Annotated in this window: 20 protein-coding genes; 6 read left to right on the plus strand and 14 right to left on the minus strand. The window is 58.0% G+C overall.

Going from position 1 to position 23,896, the window contains the following annotated elements; translation table 11 throughout:
• Positions 1-24: 24 nt before the first annotated feature.
• The 7 genes from baiCD to ACI1P1_RS05765 form a co-directional block, all read right to left on the minus strand.
• Complete coding sequence (baiCD, locus tag ACI1P1_RS05735; protein ID WP_416215415.1) at positions 25-1,962, minus strand: bile acid Fe-S flavoenzyme BaiCD; 1,938 nt, start codon at positions 1,960-1,962, stop codon at positions 25-27.
• A 182-nt stretch (positions 1,963-2,144) separates the two neighbouring features.
• Positions 2,145-2,729 (minus strand): TetR/AcrR family transcriptional regulator, encoded by a 585-nt coding sequence (locus ACI1P1_RS05740; RefSeq protein WP_416215416.1) that lies wholly within the window; start codon positions 2,727-2,729, stop codon positions 2,145-2,147.
• Positions 2,730-2,816: 87 nt separating this feature from the next.
• The gene (locus tag ACI1P1_RS05745; protein ID WP_416215417.1) at positions 2,817-4,001 is read right to left on the minus strand and encodes a Gfo/Idh/MocA family protein; all 1,185 of its coding nucleotides are present in this window, start codon (positions 3,999-4,001) and stop codon (positions 2,817-2,819) included.
• A gap of 69 nt (positions 4,002-4,070) precedes the next feature.
• Positions 4,071-4,457 (minus strand): D-ribose pyranase, encoded by a 387-nt coding sequence (gene rbsD, locus ACI1P1_RS05750; protein ID WP_416215418.1) that lies wholly within the window; start codon positions 4,455-4,457, stop codon positions 4,071-4,073.
• Positions 4,454-4,663: a hypothetical protein gene (locus ACI1P1_RS05755; protein WP_416215419.1), complete on the minus strand. Its 210-nt coding sequence runs from the start codon at positions 4,661-4,663 to the stop codon at positions 4,454-4,456. The genes rbsD and ACI1P1_RS05755 overlap by 4 nt, the downstream gene beginning before the upstream one ends.
• Positions 4,664-4,960: 297 nt before the next feature.
• Positions 4,961-6,136: an aminotransferase-like domain-containing protein gene (locus ACI1P1_RS05760; protein ID WP_416215420.1), complete on the minus strand. Its 1,176-nt coding sequence runs from the start codon at positions 6,134-6,136 to the stop codon at positions 4,961-4,963.
• A 715-nt stretch (positions 6,137-6,851) separates the two neighbouring features.
• Complete coding sequence (locus ACI1P1_RS05765) at positions 6,852-8,327, minus strand: FAD/NAD(P)-binding protein (RefSeq protein ID WP_416215421.1); 1,476 nt, start codon at positions 8,325-8,327, stop codon at positions 6,852-6,854.
• Between the two features lie 301 nt (positions 8,328-8,628).
• Between ACI1P1_RS05765 and ACI1P1_RS05770 the strand changes: the two genes are divergently transcribed.
• Positions 8,629-9,711, plus strand: coding sequence for a Gfo/Idh/MocA family protein (locus ACI1P1_RS05770; protein ID WP_416215422.1), 1,083 nt, complete (start codon positions 8,629-8,631; stop codon positions 9,709-9,711).
• A 550-nt stretch (positions 9,712-10,261) separates the two neighbouring features.
• Here ACI1P1_RS05770 and ACI1P1_RS05775 read toward each other — a convergent pair.
• The 3 genes from ACI1P1_RS05775 to ACI1P1_RS05785 form a co-directional block, all read right to left on the minus strand.
• Complete coding sequence (locus tag ACI1P1_RS05775) at positions 10,262-10,714, minus strand: hypothetical protein (protein WP_416215423.1); 453 nt, start codon at positions 10,712-10,714, stop codon at positions 10,262-10,264.
• 93 nt (positions 10,715-10,807) lie between these two features.
• Positions 10,808-12,634, minus strand: coding sequence for a glycoside hydrolase family 13 protein (locus ACI1P1_RS05780; protein WP_416215424.1), 1,827 nt, complete (start codon positions 12,632-12,634; stop codon positions 10,808-10,810).
• 48 nt (positions 12,635-12,682) lie between these two features.
• Positions 12,683-13,144 carry a GNAT family N-acetyltransferase gene (locus tag ACI1P1_RS05785; RefSeq protein ID WP_416215425.1) on the minus strand — a complete coding sequence of 154 codons (462 nt, stop codon included), beginning with the start codon at positions 13,142-13,144 and terminating at the stop codon, positions 12,683-12,685.
• Between the two features lie 125 nt (positions 13,145-13,269).
• Between ACI1P1_RS05785 and ACI1P1_RS05790 the strand changes: the two genes are divergently transcribed.
• Positions 13,270-13,413: a hypothetical protein gene (locus ACI1P1_RS05790; protein WP_416215426.1), complete on the plus strand. Its 144-nt coding sequence runs from the start codon at positions 13,270-13,272 to the stop codon at positions 13,411-13,413.
• A 163-nt stretch (positions 13,414-13,576) separates the two neighbouring features.
• Positions 13,577-15,421 (plus strand): asparagine synthase (glutamine-hydrolyzing), encoded by a 1,845-nt coding sequence (gene asnB / locus ACI1P1_RS05795; protein ID WP_416215427.1) that lies wholly within the window; start codon positions 13,577-13,579, stop codon positions 15,419-15,421.
• Positions 15,422-15,845: 424 nt separating this feature from the next.
• Here asnB and ACI1P1_RS05800 read toward each other — a convergent pair whose 3' ends face one another.
• Both ACI1P1_RS05800 and rph read right to left on the minus strand, forming a co-directional pair.
• Positions 15,846-16,478, minus strand: coding sequence for an XTP/dITP diphosphatase (locus ACI1P1_RS05800; protein ID WP_416215428.1), 633 nt, complete (start codon positions 16,476-16,478; stop codon positions 15,846-15,848).
• Positions 16,479-16,484: 6 nt separating this feature from the next.
• The gene (gene rph / locus ACI1P1_RS05805) at positions 16,485-17,237 is read right to left on the minus strand and encodes a ribonuclease PH (RefSeq protein ID WP_416215429.1); all 753 of its coding nucleotides are present in this window, start codon (positions 17,235-17,237) and stop codon (positions 16,485-16,487) included.
• Between the two features lie 367 nt (positions 17,238-17,604).
• Here rph and ACI1P1_RS05810 point away from each other — a divergent pair, with 367 nt between their 5' ends.
• The 3 genes from ACI1P1_RS05810 to ACI1P1_RS05820 all read left to right on the plus strand — a co-directional run bounded on the left by ACI1P1_RS05810 (position 17,605) and on the right by ACI1P1_RS05820 (position 20,707).
• Positions 17,605-18,234 (plus strand): TetR/AcrR family transcriptional regulator, encoded by a 630-nt coding sequence (locus tag ACI1P1_RS05810; RefSeq protein ID WP_416215430.1) that lies wholly within the window; start codon positions 17,605-17,607, stop codon positions 18,232-18,234.
• Positions 18,231-18,932, plus strand: a complete 702-nt coding sequence (locus ACI1P1_RS05815; protein ID WP_416215431.1) for a flavodoxin family protein — start codon at positions 18,231-18,233, stop codon at positions 18,930-18,932. The genes ACI1P1_RS05810 and ACI1P1_RS05815 overlap by 4 nt, the downstream gene beginning before the upstream one ends.
• A 128-nt stretch (positions 18,933-19,060) precedes the next feature.
• On the plus strand, positions 19,061-20,707 hold the full coding sequence (locus ACI1P1_RS05820; protein ID WP_416215432.1) for a glycoside hydrolase family 9 protein: 1,647 nt from the start codon (positions 19,061-19,063) through the stop codon (positions 20,705-20,707).
• Between the two features lie 702 nt (positions 20,708-21,409).
• Here the strand turns inward: ACI1P1_RS05820 and ACI1P1_RS05825 are convergent.
• Both ACI1P1_RS05825 and ACI1P1_RS05830 read right to left on the minus strand, forming a co-directional pair.
• Positions 21,410-22,492, minus strand: coding sequence for a tetratricopeptide repeat-containing glycosyltransferase family 2 protein (locus tag ACI1P1_RS05825; RefSeq protein WP_416215433.1), 1,083 nt, complete (start codon positions 22,490-22,492; stop codon positions 21,410-21,412).
• Positions 22,489-23,865, minus strand: a complete 1,377-nt coding sequence (locus ACI1P1_RS05830; protein ID WP_416215434.1) for a nucleotide sugar dehydrogenase — start codon at positions 23,863-23,865, stop codon at positions 22,489-22,491. The genes ACI1P1_RS05825 and ACI1P1_RS05830 overlap by 4 nt, the downstream gene beginning before the upstream one ends.
• Positions 23,866-23,896 lie beyond the last annotated feature (31 nt).

Genomic DNA, 23,896 nt, shown 5'->3' on the forward strand with positions numbered 1-23,896 from the left:
CCCTTGTTATGGCAATGTAAAGCACTAGATGGCACGTGCCACTTCGTTGGCTTCGGCTACCGCGTTTAAGGCCCTGCGGGCACGGACGGCGTCACCGATGGCATGGCAGGGAATCCCGTTGGTTTCACAATAAGAGAGGATTTCTCCGAAATTCCGCGATCTGGCGCCGATGGCCACCACAACCGTATCGCAGGGGTACTCTGCCAGCTGACCCTTGCTTTCAATAACAATCGCATCCTCCCGGATCTCCACACACTTGGCCTCGGTCAGAATAGCGGCTCCGGAGGCGTGCAGGCTCTCCATGACACAAATGGACCGCAGCTGTCCCAGATCCTTGGCCACCTGCTCCTGCATTTCGACTACGGTCACGGAGGAGGCGGAGCCGTGCACGTATTCCGCTACCTCCAAACCAACCAGACCACCGCCGATGATTACCACCCTGCCGGATACGGCGGTTTTTCCTGCCAGCACCTCATGGGAATTGGTCACATGCGGAAGCTGTCCGCCGGGAACTCTCAGCTGCATCGGCTCCGCGCCAACAGCAATGATCACCTCATCAGGCTGCAGCCCGGCGATCAGCTCCGGAGTAACCGGCGTGCCCAGCCGGACCTCGATCCCTTCCCGTACCGCCTGCCGTCCCATAGCCAAAGCCGCTTCCTTCATCTCTTCCTTCCGCGGCGCTTCACCTGCCAGGGCGAATTGTCCGCCCAATTCCTGCGACGCCTCGCAGACGATGGGATGGTGGCCTCTTTTCTTCAGTACCATCGCCGCCTCCAGACCCGCAATGCCTCCTCCGGCTACCAGCACCCGCTTGGCCCGGGCTGCCGGGACCAGCTTGTATTCCGCTTCCTTGCCCAACGCCGGATTCCGCAAGCAGGTGATGTACGGCACTTCCGTAGACACAAACCCGTCGTAGCATCCCTGGTTGCAGCCCACACACCGGATGATACTGGCCGCATCCCCCGCCATCGCCTTGTTGCAGAAGTCGGGGTCCGCCAGCTGCGCCCGGCCGATGACTACCATATCCGCCTTATCGCCGGCCAGAATCTCCTCCGCTTGGGCAGGATCGTTGATCCGGCCTACAGCCACGGTGAGCATCCCCGTTTCCTTGCGGATCCGGGCGGCGTTCTCCACGTTGAAGCCGCGGGGCAGGTCGATGGGAGGCACTTCATAGATAATGGCCGATGACGAAAAATTACCCCGGGATACATCCAGCACATCCACACCTGCCGCCCCGGCCATGCTGCAGAAGCGGATCACCTCTTCGATGGTGAGGCCACCCTCCAGATAATCGTCATGGGCATCCACCCGCATAAACAACGGCATCCCTTCGGGAATATTCCGCCGGATGGCACCGATGCACTCCAGCAGGAACCGCGCACGGTTTTCCAGACTTCCGCCATATTCATCCGTCCGGCGGTTGAAGAAGGGGCTCAGGAAGGAATGGGGCGTATAGTTATGCCCGGCATGGAACTCGATGGCATCGAAGCCCGCCTCTACGGCCCGTCTGGCACTTTCGCCGAAGGCCTCCACCGCCTCCCGGATAGCGTCCAGGTCCATACCGGGTATGGTGTATTCCGTCCCCGGCACAGGCACAGGGCTCGGAATCATGATCGTCTGTTCCGGATCACTGCCTACCGCCATTCCACCCAGCCAAAGCTGCACACCCGCTTTTCCGCCTGCCTCATGAATGGCATCCGTCAGCTTCTTCAGACCGGGAATGTACTTGTCCTCGGAGATGGCCAGGAACTTCTTCGGAGACGCCTTTGCGGATACGGAGCAAACCTCCGAAAAATTCAAGCCACAGCCGCCCTCCGCCCGGGCTACATGATAATCAATCACCTGCTGGGTCACAAACTTGTCCTCGGTGGCCATTTTGGTGCCCATCGCCGGAAACATTACTCTATTCTTCAATTCCAACTCTCTTATCCGGATGGGGCTAAAAAGTGTATTGTACGCCATTGTCCATCGTCCTCCTCGTATGTTGTGTCTGTATAAATGCGGACTATGTTACGTTTTTCACAATCCAATGCAGGGTTGGCTGTCCGCTAGTTGATATCTCCACTATATCGGTGCGGATTCGTTAAATCAATATGTTTAAAACACTTTGTTTGAACATTTTGCAAAAAAAGAGCCAAGGTGCATCACCCGGATCTCAGCACCTTGACCAGCAGCTTCAGATAAGTAAGCCGGTCCTCTTTTTCTCCCAGCAGGGTTTCCTTGAAAACAACAGAGCTCTCATCCTCCGTGGGATAGTTGACGGCCGACATGAAGATCATGTACTTGCGGGTTTGCTCCGCCTCACTTCCGGGAATAAGGTCCTGCAGCAGCTTGCCGAGCCGTTCACCCAGCTCCTGGGACATGGCGACAATCCTGCGGGAGGTTTCATCCTCCCCCGCCAGTCTCACAGAGTCCCGCAGGATCACCATATTGCCGGGAAAGCGCAGGGAATACTCCATAATCTCATTGGCGGCCAGCACCAGCTTCTCCTCCGGCCCATATTCCTCCTGCTCCAGGATATCGAATACGGTCCGGGTGTTGGCCATATAAAATTCCTTCACCATCCGTACCATTTCTTCCTTCGTCCGGAAGTAGTAGTTGATGGCGCTGACATTCACATTGGCTTCCTTGGCGATGGCCCGGATGGAGATGTCGCAGGTTTTGTTGATGCCCATCAGATACTGCGCCCGGTCCAGAATCCGTTCCTCGATGCTCTTCAGTTCTCTCATGGCCCACCTCATAAATGGTTACGTCTGCTCCATATTATAAGGAGAATCGGCGGTTTTCACAATGGAGGGCCTTAGCGGCGGCACACCCTAGTCGCAATGAACCTCTACCCAGCCTCCCGCCCGGTGGCTGGCCAGCACCGCATCTGTAATGCACATACTCCGGTGGCCGTCGGCGAAGGTGGCGAAATCCCCTTTGTCCTGAAGCGGGTCCTTCCCCTCCCGGATAAAGGAGTAGAAGTGAAACATCATATTCCGCAGGGAATCCGGCCAGCCTTCGTTATGCCCGCCGGGATAATGGGGAGCGGACAAGGCCTCCGGGGCGAACAGCGCCGGGTCGGACAGGAGAATTTCATTGGGGCGGTCCCGGTGGCCCACCCACAGCTTCTCCGGCTCCTCCTGGTTCCAGAAGGCGGACTTCAGGCTGCCCGCCAGCTCGAAGGTCAGGCGGTTTTTGCGGCCGGCGCTGACCTGGGAGACGGTAAAGGCGCCTTTGCCGCCACCGTCAAACTGCAGCAGAACAGAGGCATAATCCTCGGTGGACACCGCCACCGGCTCACCCGCCTCCTCCGCCTCCGGCGTGTCCTCCCCCGCAGCGGCCTGCCGTTCATAGGTGTCCTTCTTTTGGGCAGGTTTGATCCGGACCGGGAGCACCGTCGCCAGGTCCGCGCATACCCGGGTGATCTTCTGGCCGGTTACATATTGCACGGTATCGCACCAATGGGACCCGATATCCGCCACTGCCCGGGATTCCCCGCCGACGGCCGGATCCAGCCGCCAGTTGTAATCCGTCTCCAGCAGGAGCCAATCCTGCAGATAGCTGCCGTGCAGCAGATGGACCTTCCCCAAATCGCCATTTTGGACCATATAGGCCAGCTGTTTAATAATCGGATATTGCCGGTAGTTGAAATTAACGCCGTGCACCACCTTATTCTCCCGGGCCAGCCGCAGCAGCTCCCGGGTTTCCTGGGTGGATATGGCCAAGGGCTTTTCTGACAGAATATGCTTCCCGGCAAGGATCACTTCGCGGTTAATGGGAAAATGCAGATGATTGGGCGTACAGTTGTGGACCACCTGAATCTCCCGGTCCTGGAGCATCTCCTCGTAGTGCGTGTACCAGCGGGGAATGCCCAGCTCTCTGGCATGGACCTCCGCCGACTTGGCGTCGGGCTCCACCAGAGCGGCCACCTCGACAAAGCCCAGCCTGCGGACAGCCTCAATGTGGGCAAGACCAACGAACCCGGTGCCGATTATACAGGCTTTAATAGGTTTCATACCAAAAAGCCTCCTTGTGGCAAGATAGGAATCTTTACCCCAAAAAGGCTCCAGTGGAATCTCGGTGACTCAGCCGGACACAATGATCATATTAGCGTAGGGAGTTGCGTCTCCTGTTTTGATGACGGCGCGGGATTCCGGGGCGATCTGCTTGAACTCCAGATGTGGCACGACCCGGAGATGTACATGGGGAAACCGTTCCTTAAGCTCCCGGTAACGCTCAGGACTGGCCCCGGTCATTTCCTCCGCAATTATGACGGTGTCGATGATGAACTCCCCGTCGATGGCTGCCAGCACATCCATAACCGTGGGAATGCCGGCTACGAGTCCTAAGTCAATCCGTTCCACACCCAGAGGCACCGGAAAACCCCGGTCGGCGATGGTCATCAGATCCGTATGCCCGGTTTCGGCCAACAGCCGGCTGAGGCCGGGATGAAGAATGCCGCTTTTTTTCATACTTCCTGCCCCTCCTTCAGGACCCGGGACCGCTGCTCCAGAGTAATGCTTTCACTGACCGTTGGGGCCGGGCGTTTGTAGTAGAACCGGTTTGCCTTCCCGTCAGGCACAGGCACAACAGACACCAGCTCCCAGCCCTCCTGACCCAGCCTTGTCAGTTCGTCTTCGGTGTGGGAAACGAGGTACTCCCATTTGGTACGTTTCATGCTGCTCCTCCTTTATGCTATCTTTGTGGTTGGGGTTATCGGTAACCCTAAAGGTAGCACCCGGAGCTTTGTTTTGTCAATTCCCCCTTCCCATACCCTGTTTCGCTCCCTTATGGTCCATTATCCCTTTGACTCAGGAGCTCCATCAATTGGGTCTCGAAAAAAAATACAGCTGCTCCGCCCCGGACAAGCCGGTTACTGGCGGAACAGCCGTATGGAATGGCAGAAAGGAGTTAAGGAATGAAATTACTGACTTACGAAATGGAATTGCTGAATGCACGCAGATGCTGGCCCTTATTATTGAACCTGAGCCAAAATCTCAATGCCTTGTTTGATCTGCTCGTCCGACGGTGTGGAATAGTTGAGACGGAACGCGTTGCAGGGTTCATCCTCCCGGATCAGGAAGGCATTGCCCGGTACTACGGCTACTCCTTGGGCGGCAGCCTTCTTGCAGTAGTCGATCATGGAGATTTCCTTCGGCAGGGTGCACCACAGGAACAGCCCGCCCTCAGGCACGGTATAGGTGATGGCCGGGTTAAAATGCTTCTTGATGCTGTCCAGCATCAAGCCGCTTTTGCGCCGGTACACGTCACGGATGAGGGAGATATGGCCGTCGTAGTCATATTCTGTGAGGAACTTGTAGGCCAACAGCTGCGGCAGCATGGCCGTATGAACATCCTCACCCTGCTTGGCCACCACCATTTTGTTCATGATGGCGTTGGGGGCCAGCACAAAGCCTACCCGCAGACCTGCGGAGAGGATTTTGGAGAAGGAGCCGACGTAAATGACCAGGCCGTCCTCGTCCATGGATTTCAGGGTAGGCAGATCCTCGCCCCGGAAGCGAAGCTCTCCGTAGGGGTTGTCCTCCAGAATCATCACGCCATATTCCTTGGCCAGCGCGTAGATGGCCTTGCGTTTTTCCAGACTGGTTGTGATGCCTGTAGGGTTCTGGAAGCTCGGGATCAAATAGAGCATCTTCACGTTGGGCTCTGTCTTCAGGGCATGCTCCAGCGCCTCGAGGTTGAGGCCGTCCTCCTCCATCGGCACACCGGCCAGCCGGGCGCCCAGGGAGCGGAAGCTGTTCAGCGCACCGATGAAGCTGGGGCTTTCGCAGATGATGGTGTCCCCTTCATTGCACAGCACCTTGCAGGCCAGCTCGATGCCCTGCTGGGCACCGGACACCACGAACAGGCTGTCGGACTCCCGCTCCGGCCCCATACTTGCGGCGAAGCGTTGGCGGATCACCTGCCGCAGCGGGGTATAGCCTTCGGACAGGCCGTATTGCAGGGCGGCGACAGGGTCCTTTTCCAGAATGGCCTGGGTAAAGGAGCGGATGGCTTCTACCGGGAAGGTCTCCGCTGCCGGATTGCCCGCGGAGAAGGGAATGATGCCCTTACCCTCGCTGGCCTTGAGGATCTCCCGGATGATGGAAGGCTGCAGACCCGAGATGCGGTTAGAAAAGGAATATTCCATGGACAATAGTTCCTCCTTATGTCAATCATTCTTCCATCATACCGTATTTTGGACGCGGCGTTAATACCCTCGCATCTCCTTAGCCGCTTGCCCGCTTCTTCGCCGTGAAGCAGACGGATAGGGGCAGCAGCGGTGAGGGAGCGGAGTTCACGGAGTATGCGGCGTTATAGGCGGGGCTGCTGACTGACCCCCGTGCACACTGCCGGCGGAAAAGCTAAGGGACGTGGGGGACCTTATTTGGCGGAAAACTGGCGCTTCTGAAATCTAACGGACTCAGGCGACCTTATTTGAGGTAATCAGAGGTGTTTGGGCCTATTGGGGCTGAAATAACGGCTTCTGCCGCCGTTAGAATATGGAAATGGCATATTTGCTGCAAATAGCGTCTCCCACCGCCGTTAGATTCCCGCTGCCTCTGTTTAGCCATACCCAACTCGATGCTGGTCAACCAAATTAGTGTTTGCTGGTGAAGCCTCCAGTTTGGTGCTGACCACCAAATTTGTTACTCCCCCTTCAGTTTGGCGCTGACAACCAAATTTGTTACTCCCCCCTCAGTTTGGTGCTGACCACCAAATTTGTTACTCCCCCTCAGTTTGGTGCCGCCTCCCATTTGGGTCACAGCCCTTCAACTGCCCTTGCCGCGCACAATAAGGACGCCCACCTCCGCCGGAAGTGAACGCCTCTCTTCTTTTCTATGTTGTGTTTGCAAACACATGCCCTATCCCTGGAACTCTTCCTCCCGGTAAGCGAAGAAATTCTCCAGCGTTTCTTCCCGGTTGTCCGTAAACAGCTGGTCGGCGATGGCGGCCGCCAGCTTAGGCACCGCGTTCCGCGTGCCGGAAATAGCCGAGGCAGACAAGCCGCAGCTGGCCAATGCGGAATAATTGAAGATAAACACCCCGTGCAGCAGCTTCTTTCCTTCCTCGTCCCGGCCCGACAGGGCGAAACCGGGAGTCAGATACGGATGGGCATCCAGCAGCAGGTTGGCCGTTTCCGGTGGAGCCGCGTAGCGGTCCGCCCATCGGGCCGCATGGGGCTCCAGCAGCCGGAGCTCCGGACGCAGGCTCAGGTCGCTCAGCAGTCCGGTGCTGATAATCAGGAAGTCGAAGCCAAAGCTTCCTTTGGGAGTGGTCACCCGCACCTCCTCCCCCTGTTCCGCCACGTCCAGCCATGGTGAGCCCAGATGCAGCCGGAAGCCCGGCCATGCCGCCGCCCGCTGGTAGGTATCATTCGTAGGAGGCTGATTAAATGTGAAAAAGTGAGCGATTACCGCATACTTCTCGGCATCCGATAAGGTATGGTAGCGTTCGATCATGCCGGACACCTCCATCTGCCGGATAGGGTTCACCGCAGGCAGCTTGTCGCGCCGCACAAACACATGCACCTCCGCCGCCCCTTCGGTCAAGGCATAATTGGCGTTGTCGAAGGCCGAGGCGCCGCCGCCCAGAATGCCGATCCGCTTGCCCCTCAACGCCTCAAAATCAATCCGCTCCGAGGTGTGGGCGTAGCGTTCCTTGGGCAGCTGCTCCGTAATCATCCGCGGCACATGCCATTCCCCGCCGCCCTGGATGCCGGTGGCCAGCACCACCTTACGGGCCAGAATTACCTCCGGCGCTGCTTCTCCCCGGATCCCGCTGCCCGCCGCCTTTTGCCCGTCAACAGAACCTTCCTCCCGGCTCTCCCCGTTAACCGCTCCCGACTCCTCCAGATGCAGCCGGTGCAGTCCTTCCCCCAACGGCTCCACCAGGGTCAGCCTCCGGCTGTTGCGCACCGGCAAAGCCAGCACCTGCCTGAACCACCGCAGATAGTTCATCCATTCGCCCCGGGGGATTTTATCTACCTGCTCCCAGCCCTCCGGGCCATGCTGCGCCTCCCACCACGCCCGGAAGGTTAGCGACGGCACACCCAAGTCGATGGAGCTGAGATGTTTGGGGGTACGGAGGGTTATCATTCTGGCATACGTGTCCCATGGGCCCTCCAGCCCTTCGGGATTCTCATCGATGACCAACACATTGTAGATCCTTTCGCGGAACAGTCCGAAGGCTGCACCCAGGCCGCTTTGGCCGCCGCCGACAATCACAACGTCATATACATGGCCCTCCGGACGGGAGGTTGGCTTCACCCAAGCGGGTCCGCCGAAAGCGATGCAGGACAGATCATGCTTCACACGCCGGTTCAATTCCTCCAAGCTCATGCTCCCACATCCTTTGATCCATAATGGTGGTCTGGTATTTCCTTATTATAGCTGCAAAAAACCTCCATGAAAAATGAAAAAGCCGGAAAGAGAAGGACAGATCCTGCAGATTTCGGGTTTTCTGATTGCTAGTGCCGGACATTATATTCATTAGGGTACCAAATATACGGATTTTGAAGAAGAAAAATGAATACATTTGTTGCGGAATGAGAAACGGGCATGGAAGCTGTTTTTTGCTTGTCCGCTTCTCCCGTGCCATACTTGTACCTATAATGTTTATATAAAAAAGGAGGCAGTTAAAATGAAACAGGCACAATTTTCCATTATCGGGGGCGCCGGCTTCCGGGCACAAGCCTTCCTGCGGATTGCCCGGGCTTTGCCCAACCACTTTCGTGTAACCGGTCTGGTGGTCCGCCAAGCGGAAAAAGGACAGGCCATGGAGGAGGAATGGGGCATCCCCTCCTACCGGACCGTGGAGGAGCTGCTGGCTCAGGGACGCCCCGACTTTATTGTAGTGTCTGCGGGGAAGGATGCTGCGTCGGAGATTCTGCCTGATCTGGTGGAACAGGGCATTCCGGTGCTGCTGGAGACACCTCCCGCTTCCGATTTGGCAGGACTTCATCAGGTGTACGAGCAGCTGATATTGCCGGGAGCACGGGTTCAGGTGGCGGAGCAGTATCATCTGTCTCCCCTTCATGCAGCCAGGCTGGCTGTTATAGGACAAGGAAGGCTGGGGAGGGTGACGGAGGCCACCGTTTCCATTTCGCAGTTTTATCACGCCATCAGCTTAATGCGGAAATATTTGGGCATCGGGTATGAGGATGCGGAAGTAACAGGCATGAGGTTTCTGTCTCCGCAGGTTGCCGGACCCGGCCGGGCAGGTGTGCCGCAGGAGGAGAAGCTGGTGCAGCAGCCGCGGGACCTGGTGTGGTTCCATTTTGGCGACAGGCTGGGGATCTATGACTTTACCAAGGACCAGCACCGCTCCTGGATCCGTTCCAATCATGTTTCGGTAAGGGGAGAGCGGGGCGAGATCACGGACCGGCGGATGAATCTGCTGATGGATTACCAGACGCCGCTTCCTCTGGAGCTCAAGCGGGTAAACCGGGGAGAAGAGGAAAATTTGGAAGGGTATTTTCTGGAGGGGATTCTTGCGGGGGACAGCTACGCTTACCGGAATCCCTATACGCCGGCCCGGCTTCTTGACGATGAGCTGGCTATGGCCGCATGCCTGACCCGGATGGCCGAATATGCCGCCGGAGGCAAAAGCTTCTACAGCCTGGCCGAGGCCTGCCAGGATACCTATCTCGGCTTCGTCGCTGAGGAGGCCATCCGCACCGGCAAAACCCAACGCACCGAACCGCAGCCGTGGGCTGAACGGTAAGACGAGTGTTGGGGGACACCTCAGTCCACCTCTGTCCGCCATCCTGCAAAAGTGCAGTTATTTCTAGCGCATTCCCTCCACGGAGGCCCCGAAATGCAAAAGTGCAGTTATTTCGGGCCAACTGGAGCATTTGGGGGGAATGTCCGCGGATTAACTGCACTTTTGCAGTTAAAGCGGCATAAAAGCCACTTTCGCGCAAAAATAAATGTATTTTTGCAGGATAGGGAAGCGTGGTTAGTGGAAACAAATGCATCCTTTCGCAAAAAGGGTACCTTTGCAGCATTCAGGAGGCACGATTAGTGGGGCTGGCGAATCCTTTTCGCGTCAAAGACAATCTGCAGCATACAGGAGGCACGATTGGATTAGTTTAGTGGTGCATCCAAGCGGTAAGCGGACGCCAAAAAAAGCAGGGATCGCGTCCCCCCTGAGCTGCGCCCCGCAGATAAGCACCTTTGTTCAAAGGTGCCTACCTGCCAAGCGGACAACAGCCCAGCGGGAAACAGCCCTGCTTCTTTTTCAACTGCTCACCTATACCTGCCTGCTGCCTCTCTTACACCGGCCCGTCGGGGCCGTCCAGCACATCCACCACACCCACAGCGATAGCGCCTACTGCGGCGGTATAAACCAGTCCCTTCACGCCGTGCTTCAAAAGCTCCTTATCCTTGTCGGCGATGCCCTTGGCCACATTACCCGCATTCTCCGCCATTCCGGTCAGCACCTGGCCCGTTCCCTTCACCGTCGCATTAACGGCAGCGCCCAGGTCCTGTATCCCTTCCTGCCGGCGCGCCTCATCCCGGGCCAACAGGCCTGCTGCCGTATCCCAGGTGCCGCTGGCCAAGTCGCCTACCGTGCGTCCGGCAAAGCGGCTGGTTTTCTCCACGCCGTCGCCGATTTCCTTCACGAAATTGCTCCCCGTCAGCTCCCCGACCACCCGGACAGTGCCGCCCAGAACCAAACCGGTCAGCTCCCCGGCGGCGTTGCCTATTCCTTTTAACAAACGCATATGCGTGTCCCCCTCCATAGCCGTCCGTGCGGCAGCCTCGCCAGTCACGGGCATAATATTACCTAAGTATACGCACCGGACAGCCGCAGCGTTTCAGGACTTTTCCTTTTCCGGCAGCTTCACGTCGGTTGGCAGAGGCGGCGGTGCCGAAGCCGGAGCTGCTGCATTAATTGGCCTCACCTCGGATGCTGCGGGCAGAGCCTCCCCCACCGCTTCCTCCTCCGGCTTGGTCTGCAGCACAGGCGCTGGCAGCGGACAGAGCTTATACACCCGTGCCTCGTATGCCCGCAGCGGAAACCGCTCCACCTTCTCCTTCACGTCCACAGGATAATTGGCCAAAAGCAAATCGCAGCAATCGTACCGGATATACTCCGGCAGCACAAACTCCGTCTCCTGCGGAAACAGGTTGGCGACAATCAGCAGCACCACACTGTCCAAGGTCCGGGTGTAGGCGTAAATCTGCTTATCCTGGGGCAAAAGCAGATCGTACACCCCATACACCGCCGCAGCACAATCCCGGCGAAGCTCAATCAGCTTCCGGTAATAATAATAGATGGAGTCCGGGTCCTGCAGCTGATTGTCCACATTGATGCCGGTATAATTGGGATTCACCTTCAACCACGGCGTGCCGGTAGTAAAGCCTGCATTAGCGCCGCTGTTCCACTGCATGGGTGTACGGGAATTATCCCGGCCGTTCTTCCAGATGATCTGCATCACCTCGGCGTGGCTTCTGCCTTTTTCCAGCTCGATCCGGTACAGATTCTTGATGGCCACGTCATTGTAATCGTCGATGGAGGCGAACTGGACATTGGTCATGCCGATCTCCTGCCCCTGATAAATAAACGGTGTCCCCTGCATCAAAAAATACATGGTGGCCAACGCCTTGGCCGACTCCCGCCAGTAGACGCTGTCGTCCCCCCAGGTGGACACGGACCGGGGCTGGTCGTGGTTCTCCAGGAAGAGCGCGTTCCAGCCGTCCTTCTCCAGCCCCTTCTGCCAACGGGTCAGCGTCCGTTTCAGAGAACGGAGATCCAGACCACCCTCCAGGCTTTTGCTCCACAGGCCTAAATGCTCAAACTGGAAAATCATATTAAACTTGCCGTGTTTGTCGCTGACCCACAGCCCGGCGTCGTTGGAGCTGACCCCGTTGGCCTCCCCTACGGTCATAATGTCGTAACGGGCGAAGGTCTCCGCCTTCAGCTCCTCCAGAAAGGCATGGATGCCCTGCCGGTTCCGGTGACCCTCAAACGAAGGCACATACCGCAGATTATTCGGGTTGGGGATATCCGGGAAACCCGGCGTTTTTTTGATGTGGGAGATGGCATCCACCCGGAAGCCGTCGATGCCCTTGTCCAGCCACCAGCGCACCATGTCGTACAGCTCGCGGCGCACCTCGGGATTTTCCCAATTGAGATCGGGCTGGCGGGTCGAAAAGATATGCATGAAATATTGTCCGGTCAACGGGTCAAACTGCCAGGCAGGACCGCCGAAGATGCTCTCCCAGTTGTTGGGCTCGGAGTCATTCCGGGGATCGGCCCAGATGTAATAGTCCCGCTTGGGATTGTCCCGGGACGAGCGGGCCTCAATGAACCACGGGTGCTCATCGGAGGTATGATTCAGCACCAGGTCCAGGATCAGCTTCATCCCGCGGGCATGGATCTCCCGGAGCAGCTCGTCGAAATCCTCCATGGTCCCGTACTCCTCGGCCATAGCCTGGTAGTCGGAGATGTCGTAGCCGTTGTCGTCGTTGGGTGATTTGAAGGTGGGACAGATCCAGATCACATCAATTCCCAGCCCCTTCAGATAATCCAGCTTGGTCAAAATGCCCCGCAGGTCGCCGATTCCATCTCCGTTGGCGTCCATAAAGCTGCGGGGGTAAATCTGGTATGCAACTGCTTCTTTCCACCATTTTTTATCCATCTTTATGTCACCTGCCTCTTCTTTTTTTACCCGGATCGGCTGGAAATGTTACAAATATTTTTTCATGGTGATATCCGTGGCGTGATAACCGGACTTTTCATACAGCGCCAAAGCCCGCCGGTTATGGGCAAAAACATGGAGCCCCACCGCTCTGGCGCCCAGCTCCTTCGCCTTTTCCTCCAGGGCCGCCATGGTGTCCTTGCCCAGCCCCCGGCCGCGCCATTCCTCATACAGGGTGATTTCGTAGAGGAACGCCTCACGCTTGCCCGGATCCACATACAGCCAGATATATCCGATCCGGGCGCCGCCCGCCTCTTCGATCATGTAGAGATAATGATCCGCCGTGGCCAGTCCTTCGGGCAGCATCCGGAGAATCGCCTCCCGGGATAACGCCAGGGCCTCCTCTTCCCTCCAGACACCGGATTCCACCTTTTCGGCGGCATAATGGGGAATCAATTCATCCAGAAACGCCTGCAGCTCCGCTTCATTCATAGGAACCAGACTGACCATGCCAATCCCCTCTTTTCACATATAGTTTTTTGTAAAAAGCCTCTTCTGTCCCGTTCATAATTGTTCCAGATTGACGCATACTAAGTCCCTGATGACTCATCCTGCCCCTTAGGAGGTGAACCGCCATGTCCAGCAACACCGTACGCGAGGAAGCCCGCAAGATTCAGGAAGCCTCCGGCAAGCTCCAGCACATGACCACCGAAAGCGACATCAAGAACGAGCTGGAGAAAATCCGCCAATACTGCACCGCCATCGAAGCCCGCATTTAAGCGGAGACACTTCTGCCGCCGCGTATTTGCCTCAACCCGAAGCCCCGAAGCCGGAACCGAACCCGGCTGCCGGGGCTTTTCTCTTCGGGGAGGACACGCAACTAAGCCTACCCCACCGCATAGAGTATACAATCATGTTCGTTAGAGAAAGGGTGAGGCAACCGTGTGCGGAATTACCGGATGGCTGAATTGGCAAAAAAACCTTACGCAATTTCCCGATGTGCTGGAGGCCATGACGGAGACACTGGCTCCCCGGGGACCCGATGCTGCAGGCTCTTGGATCAACCACTACTGCGCTCTGGGGCACAGACGGTTATCCGTTATGGACCCGGCGAATGGCGCACAGCCCATGGTGCGGGTATTTGGTGAGGACACGTATTCCATCGTATATAACGGCGAGCTGTATAATGCCCCCGAGCTCAAAAAAGAGCTGGAGGGGCGCGGCCATGTTTTCCGGACCACCTGTGATACGGAGGTGCTTCTGGTTGCCTTTATTGAATGGGGCCGGAGCTGTGTAGACCGGCTTAACGGGATTTTTGCCTTCGCCGTATGGAGCGACAAGGACGAGGCCCTGTATCTTGTGAGGGACCGGCTGGGCGTCAAGCCGCTGTTCTATTCCTACCGGGACGGGGAGCTGCTGTTCGGCTCCGAGCCCAAGGCGATCCTGGCACATCCGGATTTCAAGGCGGAGGTAGATCAGGAGGGCATCTCCGAAATCTTCGCCATCGGTCCCGCCCGGACCCCCGGACACGGCGTGTACAAGGGAATGGCGGAGCTGAAGCCCGGACACTGCATGGTGGTGGACCGCAATGGCCTCTCCATCCGGGCGTACTGGACGCTGGAGAGCAAACCCCACGAGGAGAATGTGGAGGAAACGGCGGAAAAAATCCGGGAGCTGCTCAAGGATACCCTGGAGCGCCAGCTGATCTCCGATGTGCCTGTGTGCACCCTGCTGTCCGGCGGCCTGGATTCCAGCGCCCTGACAGCACTGGCCTCCGCCTATTACACGGCTAACGGGCAAGGGGTGGTCCCCACCTACTCGGTAGACTACGTGGACAACGATAAAAACTTCAAATCCAGCGCCTTCCAGCCCAACGCCGACGCCCCCTGGATCAAACGGATGAGCGAGCATCTGGGCACCATCCACCATGCGGTGGAATTCGATACGCCGGAACTGGTGGAATCCCTTCGCGCCGCAGTCATCGCCCGGGATATGCCGGGAATGGCGGATGTGGACGGTTCGCTGCTCCTTTTTTGCCGGGAAATCAAAAAAGGCGCCACTGTGGCGATCTCGGGGGAAGCCGCAGACGAAATCTTCGGCGGATATCCCTGGTTTCACCGTCAGGACGCCTTGGAGGCGGATACCTTCCCCTGGGCGCTGAAGGTGAAGGATCGTACATCGGTATTGTCCTCCGAGGCCGCGGCCTTCATTAATCCGGAGGTGTATGCGAAGAACCGGTACCAGCAGGCTTTGGCGGAGGTGCCCTATCTTCAGGGTGAGAATGAAAAACAACGCAGAATGCGGGAGATCTCCTACTTGAACGTAACCCGCTTTATGCCGACGCTCTTGGACCGCAAGGACCGGATGAGCATGGCCAGCGGCCTGGAGGTGCGTGTTCCCTATTGCGACCACCGGCTGGTTCAGTATGTATGGAACATTCCCTGGGAAATCAAAACCGCCGGGGATCGGGAAAAGGGCATCCTGCGCAAAGCGCTGAAGGGCATTCTGCCCGACGATGTGCTGTTCCGCAAAAAAAGCCCCTACCCCAAAACCCACAATCCCAACTATATGAACACGGTCCGCACGGAGCTGCGGGAAATCCTCCACGACCCGTCCTCCCCGCTGCTGCCCCTGGTGAACGTAGCCGGATTGAAGGAAATGACGAAACCCGACAGCCCCAGCTCGGACTTCCCGTGGTTCGGTCAGCTGATGACCGGTCCCCAGCTGTTCGCCTTCCTGATCCAGGCGGATCATTGGCTGCGCACCTACAAAATTTCGGTTGTGTGAGGCGGCTTACTTCGAGACACGCACAACGCTGTCTTGGACAGTGGCAATGTCTGGTATGATAGTATGATGATAGCGGACGACAAATGTACGCTATTCTGAATCTCAGGCTCATTTGGAGTAAATAACGACGTAAAATGTCTGCTATCCCATCAAAATGGAGCCCAAAAGCAGCCAAATTGCGAAATAGCAGACATTGTTTGCCGCTTACATGTACCATTTAGCGCCGTTGAGCCAAATAGCAGACATTGTTTGCCGCTTACATCCGGGAGACCTCTTGATGCACGCCGGATACCTCCCGTTTACACACTGGAGGCCTATCGGTACATGCAGGAGACCTCCCGTTCCACACTGGAGGCCTCCCGAAAAAGTCCCTCAGGGGTCCTAGTCCTAGTCCCATGGAGAACCGCCGTCGGATAAAAGATGATCAATAAACGAGTTCGATCAGCTGCCGGAGCGCCTTGCCCCGGTGGCTGATTTTGTTTTTTTCCTCTACGGTGAGCTCGGCCATGGTTTTGCCGTATTCCGGCAAATAGAAGTACGGGTCGTACCCGAAGCCGTTATGGCCCCGGGCCTCCCCGAGAATATAGCCGGGACAGCGGCCTTCGAAGCGGGCATGCTGCTTGCGCGCAGGATCGGCCAGCACGATGCAGCACACAAAATCGGCTGCGCTCCATACCGGCGGATGACCCACCGGGAGCTTGTCGGAGGGAAACGTCAGCTTCTGAGAGAGCTCCCGCAGCAGCTTGGCGTTATTGTCGGCATCGTTGGCCTCCTCGCCGGCATACCGGGCGGAGTATACACCCGGCTGCCCGTCCAAGGCCTCCACCTCCAGACCGGAGTCATCGGCAATCACGGGAACCTGCAGAAGATCGGCCACATAGTGAGCCTTGATCAATGCATTTTCATAAAAGGAGCTGCCCGTTTCCTCAATCTCGGGAATCCCCTCATAATCGTCCAGACTGTGGATCTGGAAGCCTCTCTTGGCAAACAGCTCCTCCATCTCCTTGACCTTGCCTTTGTTGCGGGTGGCGATCACTACCACCTGTTGTTTGTTCATAGGCTCTTAACACCTCGCTTTATCTGATCCGATGAGCTCCGCTACCGGACCTAACGCTTCCTTCTGCAGCTCGATCATCCGATTGACGCCCAACTCGCCCAGACCCAGAAGACGGTCCAGCTCCTCTCTGGAGAAGGGGGCCTCTTCGCCGGTGCCCTGCAGCTCCACGAACTTGCCGGAGCCGGTCATCACCACGTTCATGTCTACCTTGGCCGAGGAATCCTCCTCATACTTCAGGTCCAGCATCGGCACACCTGCCACCACTCCCACACTGACGGAAGCGAGGAAATCCCGGACCGGGAATACAGCCAGCGGCTTTTCCTTACAGAGCTTGTGAATGGCCAGAGTCATCGCCACAAAAGCTCCCGTGATAGAGGTGGTTCGGGTGCCTCCGTCGGCTTGAATCACGTCGCAGTCCAGGGTGATGGTGCGCTCCCCCAGCTTCTCCAGATCCACCACGGAGCGCAATGCGCGTCCGATGAGCCGCTGGATTTCCATGGTGCGACCGGACAGCTTGCCCTTCACCGATTCCCGCTGGTTGCGGGTTTGGGTTGCCCGCGGCAGCATGGCATATTCCGCCGTGATCCAGCCTTTTCCCTGCCCCTTCATAAAAGGTGGTACACGCTCCTCCAGAGTTGCAGTGCACAGCACCTTGGTATCCCCGACTTCAATCCATACGGAGCCCTCCGCATGCTTGCTGTAAGGGGTAATAATCTTCACCGGCCGGAGTTCGTCCGGTTGTCTTCCGTCTATGCGCATTCGTATATGCCTCCTGTAATGGGGTTGCCCTGTCATGTCCAGCATACGCGTAATTGCCAATTGCTGTATCGACAAACACAAGTATACCTCATTTTAGCAAAGGTTACGCCCCCTTGCACCACAGGATTATAGGTTCATTACCAACGGAAGCTCCATAATTATTGTTAACCTTACCGGGACAGGGGTAATCGGCCACTATCATTTTCAACAGGAGCATCTCCTTGCTCCATAAATGACGTTAACTGGTGGATAAAGTTGCTGCCCCAGGCCCAAATTTCCCCAGATTCAGACAAATGATTATTGGCAGTGCGGCTGTGCTCCGTTATAATGAGGCTAACAAGTGTTAGCCGGAAGGGGTTGGACATACATGAGCAGCACCCGGGAGCGGATTATTCTGGAGGCGCTGCGGCTGTTTGCGGTCAAGGGCTACGATGGTGTGTCGGTCCGGGACATCGCCGGTGCGGTTGGCGTCAAGGAAAGCTCGCTGTATAAGCATTTTGCGGGGAAGCAGGCTATTTTCGAGGGCATTATCGGCGAGTTTCCCAAGCGGTATGAAAAAATGACGGAGGAGCTGGGCATCAGCCAAACCGATCCTGCACAGCTGGCGCAGCATTATGCGGCTATGCCGGAGGAGGCGCTGCTCACATTGGGGGAGCGGCTGTTCCTTTTCTTTTCCGAGGATGAATTTGCCTCTTTGCTGCGGAGAATGCTCACCATGGCTCAATACTCCCATCCCTTGGCCCGGGAGGTGTACCGGAGGCTGTACCTGGAGGGTGCCATCGAGTTTCAAAGCCAATTATTCCGGCACATGATCGGTCTGGGTGTGTTTATTGAAGCGGATCCGGGAAGTATGGCGGCCCAATTCTATGCGCCGATATGGCTGATGTTAGGCTGGTCCGATCTTCAGACGGGAGGCGGGGAGCAGGCGTTGGAAGCTCTGCGCAGCCACATCCGCCAGTTCAGTGCGGTGTATGCCAAAGGAAAGGGGAGCATATGATGAAAGTAGCCATTGTGCACGGGCAAATGCACCGCGGAAGCACCTACCATATTGCCCGGATGGTCGCAGACCGGCTGGTTTCCCGGGATGAGGATGTGGAGGAATTTTTTCTGCCTAAGGACGGGCCAACCTTCTGTGTGGGCTGCTACAGCTGCTTCAACCGGGGGGAGGAGCATTGCGGCCATCATGAGCCTGTGCAGCGGATTGTGGAGGCTTTCCGGCGGGCGGATGTGATTATTCTGGATTCGCCTTGTTACGTATTCGGAGTGACCGGTCAAATGAAAACCTTCCTGGACCATATGGGCTATGCCTGGATGTCCCACCGTCCCGATCCTCTGATGTTCCAAAAAACAGCGCTGGTTATCTCCACTGCTGCGGGAGCGGGCGCCAAGTCCGTCACCAAGCAGCTCAAGCAGAATCTGTTCTATTGGGGTGTGCCTCAGGTGCTCCAGTATCCCTGCATTGTTGGGGCTGCCAGTTGGGGGGAGGTCAAGGAGGAAAAGAAGGCGGCCATCGTAAAGGATACGGCCAAGCTTGCGGCGCGGCTTGCCCGGATGGCAGGCAACGTGAAGCCGGGCTTGAAAACCCGGTTTATGTTTACGGTTATGCGTTTGAACCAGAAGCGCAACGATTGGAATCCGCTGGATAAGGAGCATTGGGAGCGGCAGGGCTGGCTGGGCAAAAAACGCCCTTGGTGAAGACCTGTTAGCCTTCTTTGGAACCCGATCACTGAAAATACTGGATGAATGGGAATTTCTGTTTTAGAATGAGGGCATCTCCATTGTTCGATCAGACGAATCCATGGACAAAGGACTGATCCCATTTGTTGAAAATATCAAATTCTGTGTTTGTTAATCAGGCGGGGTATCCGCTGAAGGGACCCAAGGTGTTTACCGCAGCGGAAGCAGGAGAGTTCGAACTCGTGGAGGCTGGGTCTGGGCGGATCCTTTATGAGGGAGTCATGTCCCCGCTGAAGGAGGACCGCGCCTCCGGATTGGCTGTTGCCAAGGGGGATTTTTCCGGGTTTGAAGAAGCTGGCCGCTTCTTCCTCCGGATGAAGGAGTCCGGCGCGGTATCGCCGGAGTTTGCCGTTGGGGAACGCCCTTATGCCGCCTTGGAAAAAGCGCTGCTTAAGAGCTTTTACTTCCAGCGCTGCGGTATGGAGCTGACGGCGGAGTATGCCGGGCCATGGTCCCATGGCCCCTGCCACTTGGCGGAGGCCCATGTGCACGGGAATCCGGAGGAACGGTATCCTCAGACCGGCGGCTGGCATGATGCGGGGGATTACGGCAAATACACCGTTGCTGCTGTGAAAGCGGTTGCGGACCTGCTGTTGGCTTATGAGCGCTTTCCCGGCGCATTCGCGGAGCCGGTGGGCATTCCCAACGCCAGCAGGCTGCCGGATGTGCTGGCGGAGGTGCAATTTGAGCTGGAATTTCTGCTGCTGATGCAGCGGCCGGACGGGGAGGTTTACCATAAGGTGACTACGGCAGAATTCCCGCCTTATGACTGCATGCCCGAGTTTGATCTGGCGGAGCTGATTTTCTCCCCGGTGTCGGATACGGCCACCGGCTCCTTCGCCGCAGGTATGGCCTTGGCGGCGCGGGTATATAGGGAGCTGGAGCCGGGGCTTGCGGAGCGGTACGCGGAGGCGGCCAAGCGGGCATGGCGGAGCCTGCAGGGGCGGCCTGCGGCGGAGGGCTTCCGCAATCCCCCCGGCATTATCACGGGGGAATACGGGGACAAGAGCAGTGCCGACGAGGTCTATTGGGCGGCGGCTGAGCTGTTCCGGCTTACGGGCGAAGCGGAGTATCTGCAGGCGGCGGAGGCGAAGCTGGAGGAAGGCTGGGAGAGCTGGACCGCCGTCCGTGGCAACGCTCTCCTGTGCAGGCTGGGCTGGGCCTATACCGCCGGGTATGGCACGTTGAGTCTGCTGGACGCCGGGCCGGGCCTGGTGCCGGAGGCTCTGCGCGCAAGGCTCCTTGGCGCCTGGCTTGCGGAGGCGGAGGAGTACGCAGAGCGCAGCGCCGCCGACGGCTTCGGCATTTCCTTGCTGCCGGAGGAGTATATCTGGGGCAGCAATATGCTGGTGATGAATCGGGCCATGGTGCTCATCACCGCCGAAGGGATGACCGGCGACAAGCGCTTCGGCCAGGCAGCGTTGGCCCACTGGGACTACCTCCTGGGCCGCAATGTGCTGGGGTATTGTTATGTAACCGGCTTTGGCGCCAATCGGGTGCTGAATCCCCATCACCGGCCCTCGGAAGGAGACGGCGTCGCCGAGCCGGTGCCCGGTATGGTGGCAGGCGGCCCCAATGTGCGGCTGCAGGACGAGACGGCTGTCTCTCTGCTGGCCGGGGCCGCTCCCGCTGCCTGTTATGTGGACCATATGGAGAGTTACTCCACCAATGAGATGACCATTTACTGGAACTCGCCGGCCGTATTTGTAGCCGCGTACGCCGGCCGTATTTAGTGGCGGCCCTTCCGGGGGAGGGCCCAAATGCAACAGTGCAGTTAACATCCGCTGACCAGCCGTGGAGGCGGGGCCATCCTGCAAATATGCAGTTATTTGGGGCTACTAGCCGGTAAATCCCGGTGAGGGGGCCAAAATAACTGCACTTTTGCAGGGAGAGACGCCTTTAACCGGCGGAAGCGGGAAATTAACTGCACTTTTGCAGAGTGCGAAACTGGTCTGTGCAGGATGCGCGGCTGGCGGGGTGCAGGATGCAAGGGCCGCGAGTGCAGGATGTGAGACCAGCCCGTGCAGATGCAAGATCGGCTCACGCAGGGTTCGAGACCAGCCATGCAAATGCGAGACCGGTCTGTGCAGGGTGCGCAGCCAGCGGACGGAGCAGGATGCGCAAGCCGGAGGGTGCAGTCTGCTGCGGGACGCCGAAGACGCAGAAGTCCGCAGGGGCCGTTGAGCCTCGCTGCGGACTTCTGCGTTTTTTCTGCGGACTTTTGCGCACTGCAGCGGATCATAACAAAACAATCCGCTGCCGGCCATGACAGGCCACAACGGCCCCTGACGGGCCATTATGGTCCCTAAAGATCCATCATAGTCCCGAAAGGTCCAACATGGCGCATCATGGCCCACAGCCACCAGACCCGCTTTCGAAGGCCTGCCGATAGGGCCATCGGCCTCCGAGCCCCGCCTGGACCCAGGGCCCGGCTGTCAGGAGCGGAGTGCCGCTTCCAGCCGGGCCCTGTTGGCCAATAGGCCCTGGTCGTCCGGCAGATAATGGAGCGCCAGCTCATTATGCCGGAAGGCGGCGCGGGCATCCCCCAGCCGCAGGCTTACCGCGGTCAGCCGGACATGGGGCAGCCAGCTCAGCGCCGCCGGCGATACAGGCCGCAGGCCCGTGTCCAGGCTCCGCACCGCGATAGCCTGGGTGTACCAATATGCGGCTGTGGCCCAATCGGCCCGCTCCTCGAACCATTCCCCCAGCTGGCAGCAGAAATCCGCCTGGGGCGGGCCATAGTGGAAGGAGCCCAGCAGGCTGTCCAGCCGGCTGCGCGCATCCCCCAGCCGCCTGTAGCAGTCGGCCAGCCGGAAGCAGGCGATGAGCCGGTCCTCCCGGTAGCCTGCCGGCTCCTGCAGCAGCTTGCGGTAGCCTTGGGCCGCCAGCCCATATTTTCCCCGCTCGAAGCAGAGGTTGGCGTACCAGAACAGTCGCCTTCCGCTCACCCCCGGCTCCTCGGCAATCCACCGGCGAAGAATCCGCAGATTGCGGCGGGTATGCCCTTCCGGGCGGGTATGCCGGATCATGGCATCCGCGTTGCGGATTTCCCCCTCCCGGGGAAATTCCAGAACCTCATGCACCCTGCCGGTCCAGCGGCAGCCGGATTCCCGGCGTACCAGCCGCAGCCTGCGGTCGGCAATCAGCGGGCGCCCGGCGGGGTCCTCCGCCAGACAATAGGGCAGCACCACTCCGGAAACCGGCGGGCCCAGCTCCGCCTTCAGAGCCAGCAGCCTGCGCCGGTCCTCCTCCGCGATCCGGTCATCCGCATCCAGCCACAGAATATAGTCTCCTCCGGCCAGACTGAAGGAATAATTCCGCGCCGCCGCAAAATCATCCTGCCAGATGTACGGAACGACCTTGTCGGTATACGCTGCCGCTATCCGGCGGGTGCCATCCACCGACCCGGTATCCACAATGATGATCTCATCGGCAATCCCCTCAACCGACGCCAAACACGCGCCCAGCGAGGCCTCCTCATCCCGAACGATCATACACAGGCTGATGGTTGCACTCACACGGTCCAGCCTCCTCCATCTTCCTCATCTTTATCCGTTCCTGCCGCCCATGCCGCATCCGCTGTTCCGCTCCCGCCAAAAAGCGCGATCCTGCCCCCGGTGCAGCCCTTAGTGGCATTGCGGGTATCGAACACCAGGCGCGCGTGGTCCACCAGCTGTTGATAATCCACCGCCTTATGATCCGTGGCGATGACCACAATGTCCGCACGGTCCCATAGGTCCGGCTCCGCCTCTTCGGACTCAAAAGCCTCCCCCGCCACCCGGCAAACCGGCACATGGGGATCGTGATAAGCTACCTTCGCCCCTTTTTCCAGCAGATGCTCCATCAGCTCCAATGCCGGAGATTCCCGCACATCATCGGTATCCTTCTTGTAGGCCATACCGCAGATCACCACCTTGGCTCCTTCCAACACTCTTCCATCCGCTTCCAGCAGGGCCTTGATACGCCCGGTCAACCGCTCGGGCATACTCCGGTGCAGCTCATCCGCCAGCTCGATAAATTTCAACCGGACGCCCATCCGCTCTGCTTTCCATGACAGATAAAGAGGATCGATGGGAATACAATGGCCGCCTACACCCGGTCCCGGATAAAAAGGCATAAACCCGAAGGGTTTGGTGGCCGCCGCATCCACTACCTCCCAAATGCTCACTCCCATCCGCTCACACAGCCCGGCCAACTCATTCACCAGCCCGATATTGACACTGCGGAAGGTATTCTCCAGAAGCTTCGCCAGCTCAGCGGCTTCATTGGAGCTGACAGGCACGACCCGCTGGAACACGGTTTTATAAAAGGCCCGGCCTACCTCCAGACAAGCCGGAGTGCTTCCCCCAATAACCTTGGGCGTGGCACGCAGGGAAAATTGCCGGTTCCCCGGATCCACCCGCTCCGGAGAAAAACAGACATAAAAATCCCGTCCCGCCTGCCAGTCCAGCTTCTCCTCAATCCGCCGGCGCAGCAAAAGCTCCGTTGTCCCCGGATAGGTAGTGCTTTCCAGAATAATCAGCGTTCCCTTCTTGATATGCCGGACAAGCTGGTCGACGGAGGCCTCAATATAAGAGGTGTCCGGCTCTCTTTTTCCATCAAGGGGAGTGGGTACACATAACACAGCAATATCCGCCTGGGCCAGCACTGCATAATCCGTACCCGGCCGGATAGCCCCGTAACCGGTCCATAACCCCAGCTCTCTTCCGTCCACATCCAGAATATAGGAGACGCCGGATTTCAGCTTCTCTATCTTATTCGGGTCGGTATCGATTCCGTGCACGGTATAGCCCGCCCGGACTATCTCCATGGATAAGGGCAGTCCCACATACCCCATCCCGATCACAGCTACCTCTGCAGCGCGTTTTTCAATTCCGGCAAGCAGCTCCACATCGTCTCCTCCTTCATGTCCTTGCGCTACG

Origin of the sequence: Paenibacillus mesotrionivorans (assembly GCF_046098205.1) — a bacterium.
Lineage (GTDB): Bacteria > Bacillota > Bacilli > Paenibacillales > NBRC-103111 > Paenibacillus_AR > Paenibacillus_AR mesotrionivorans.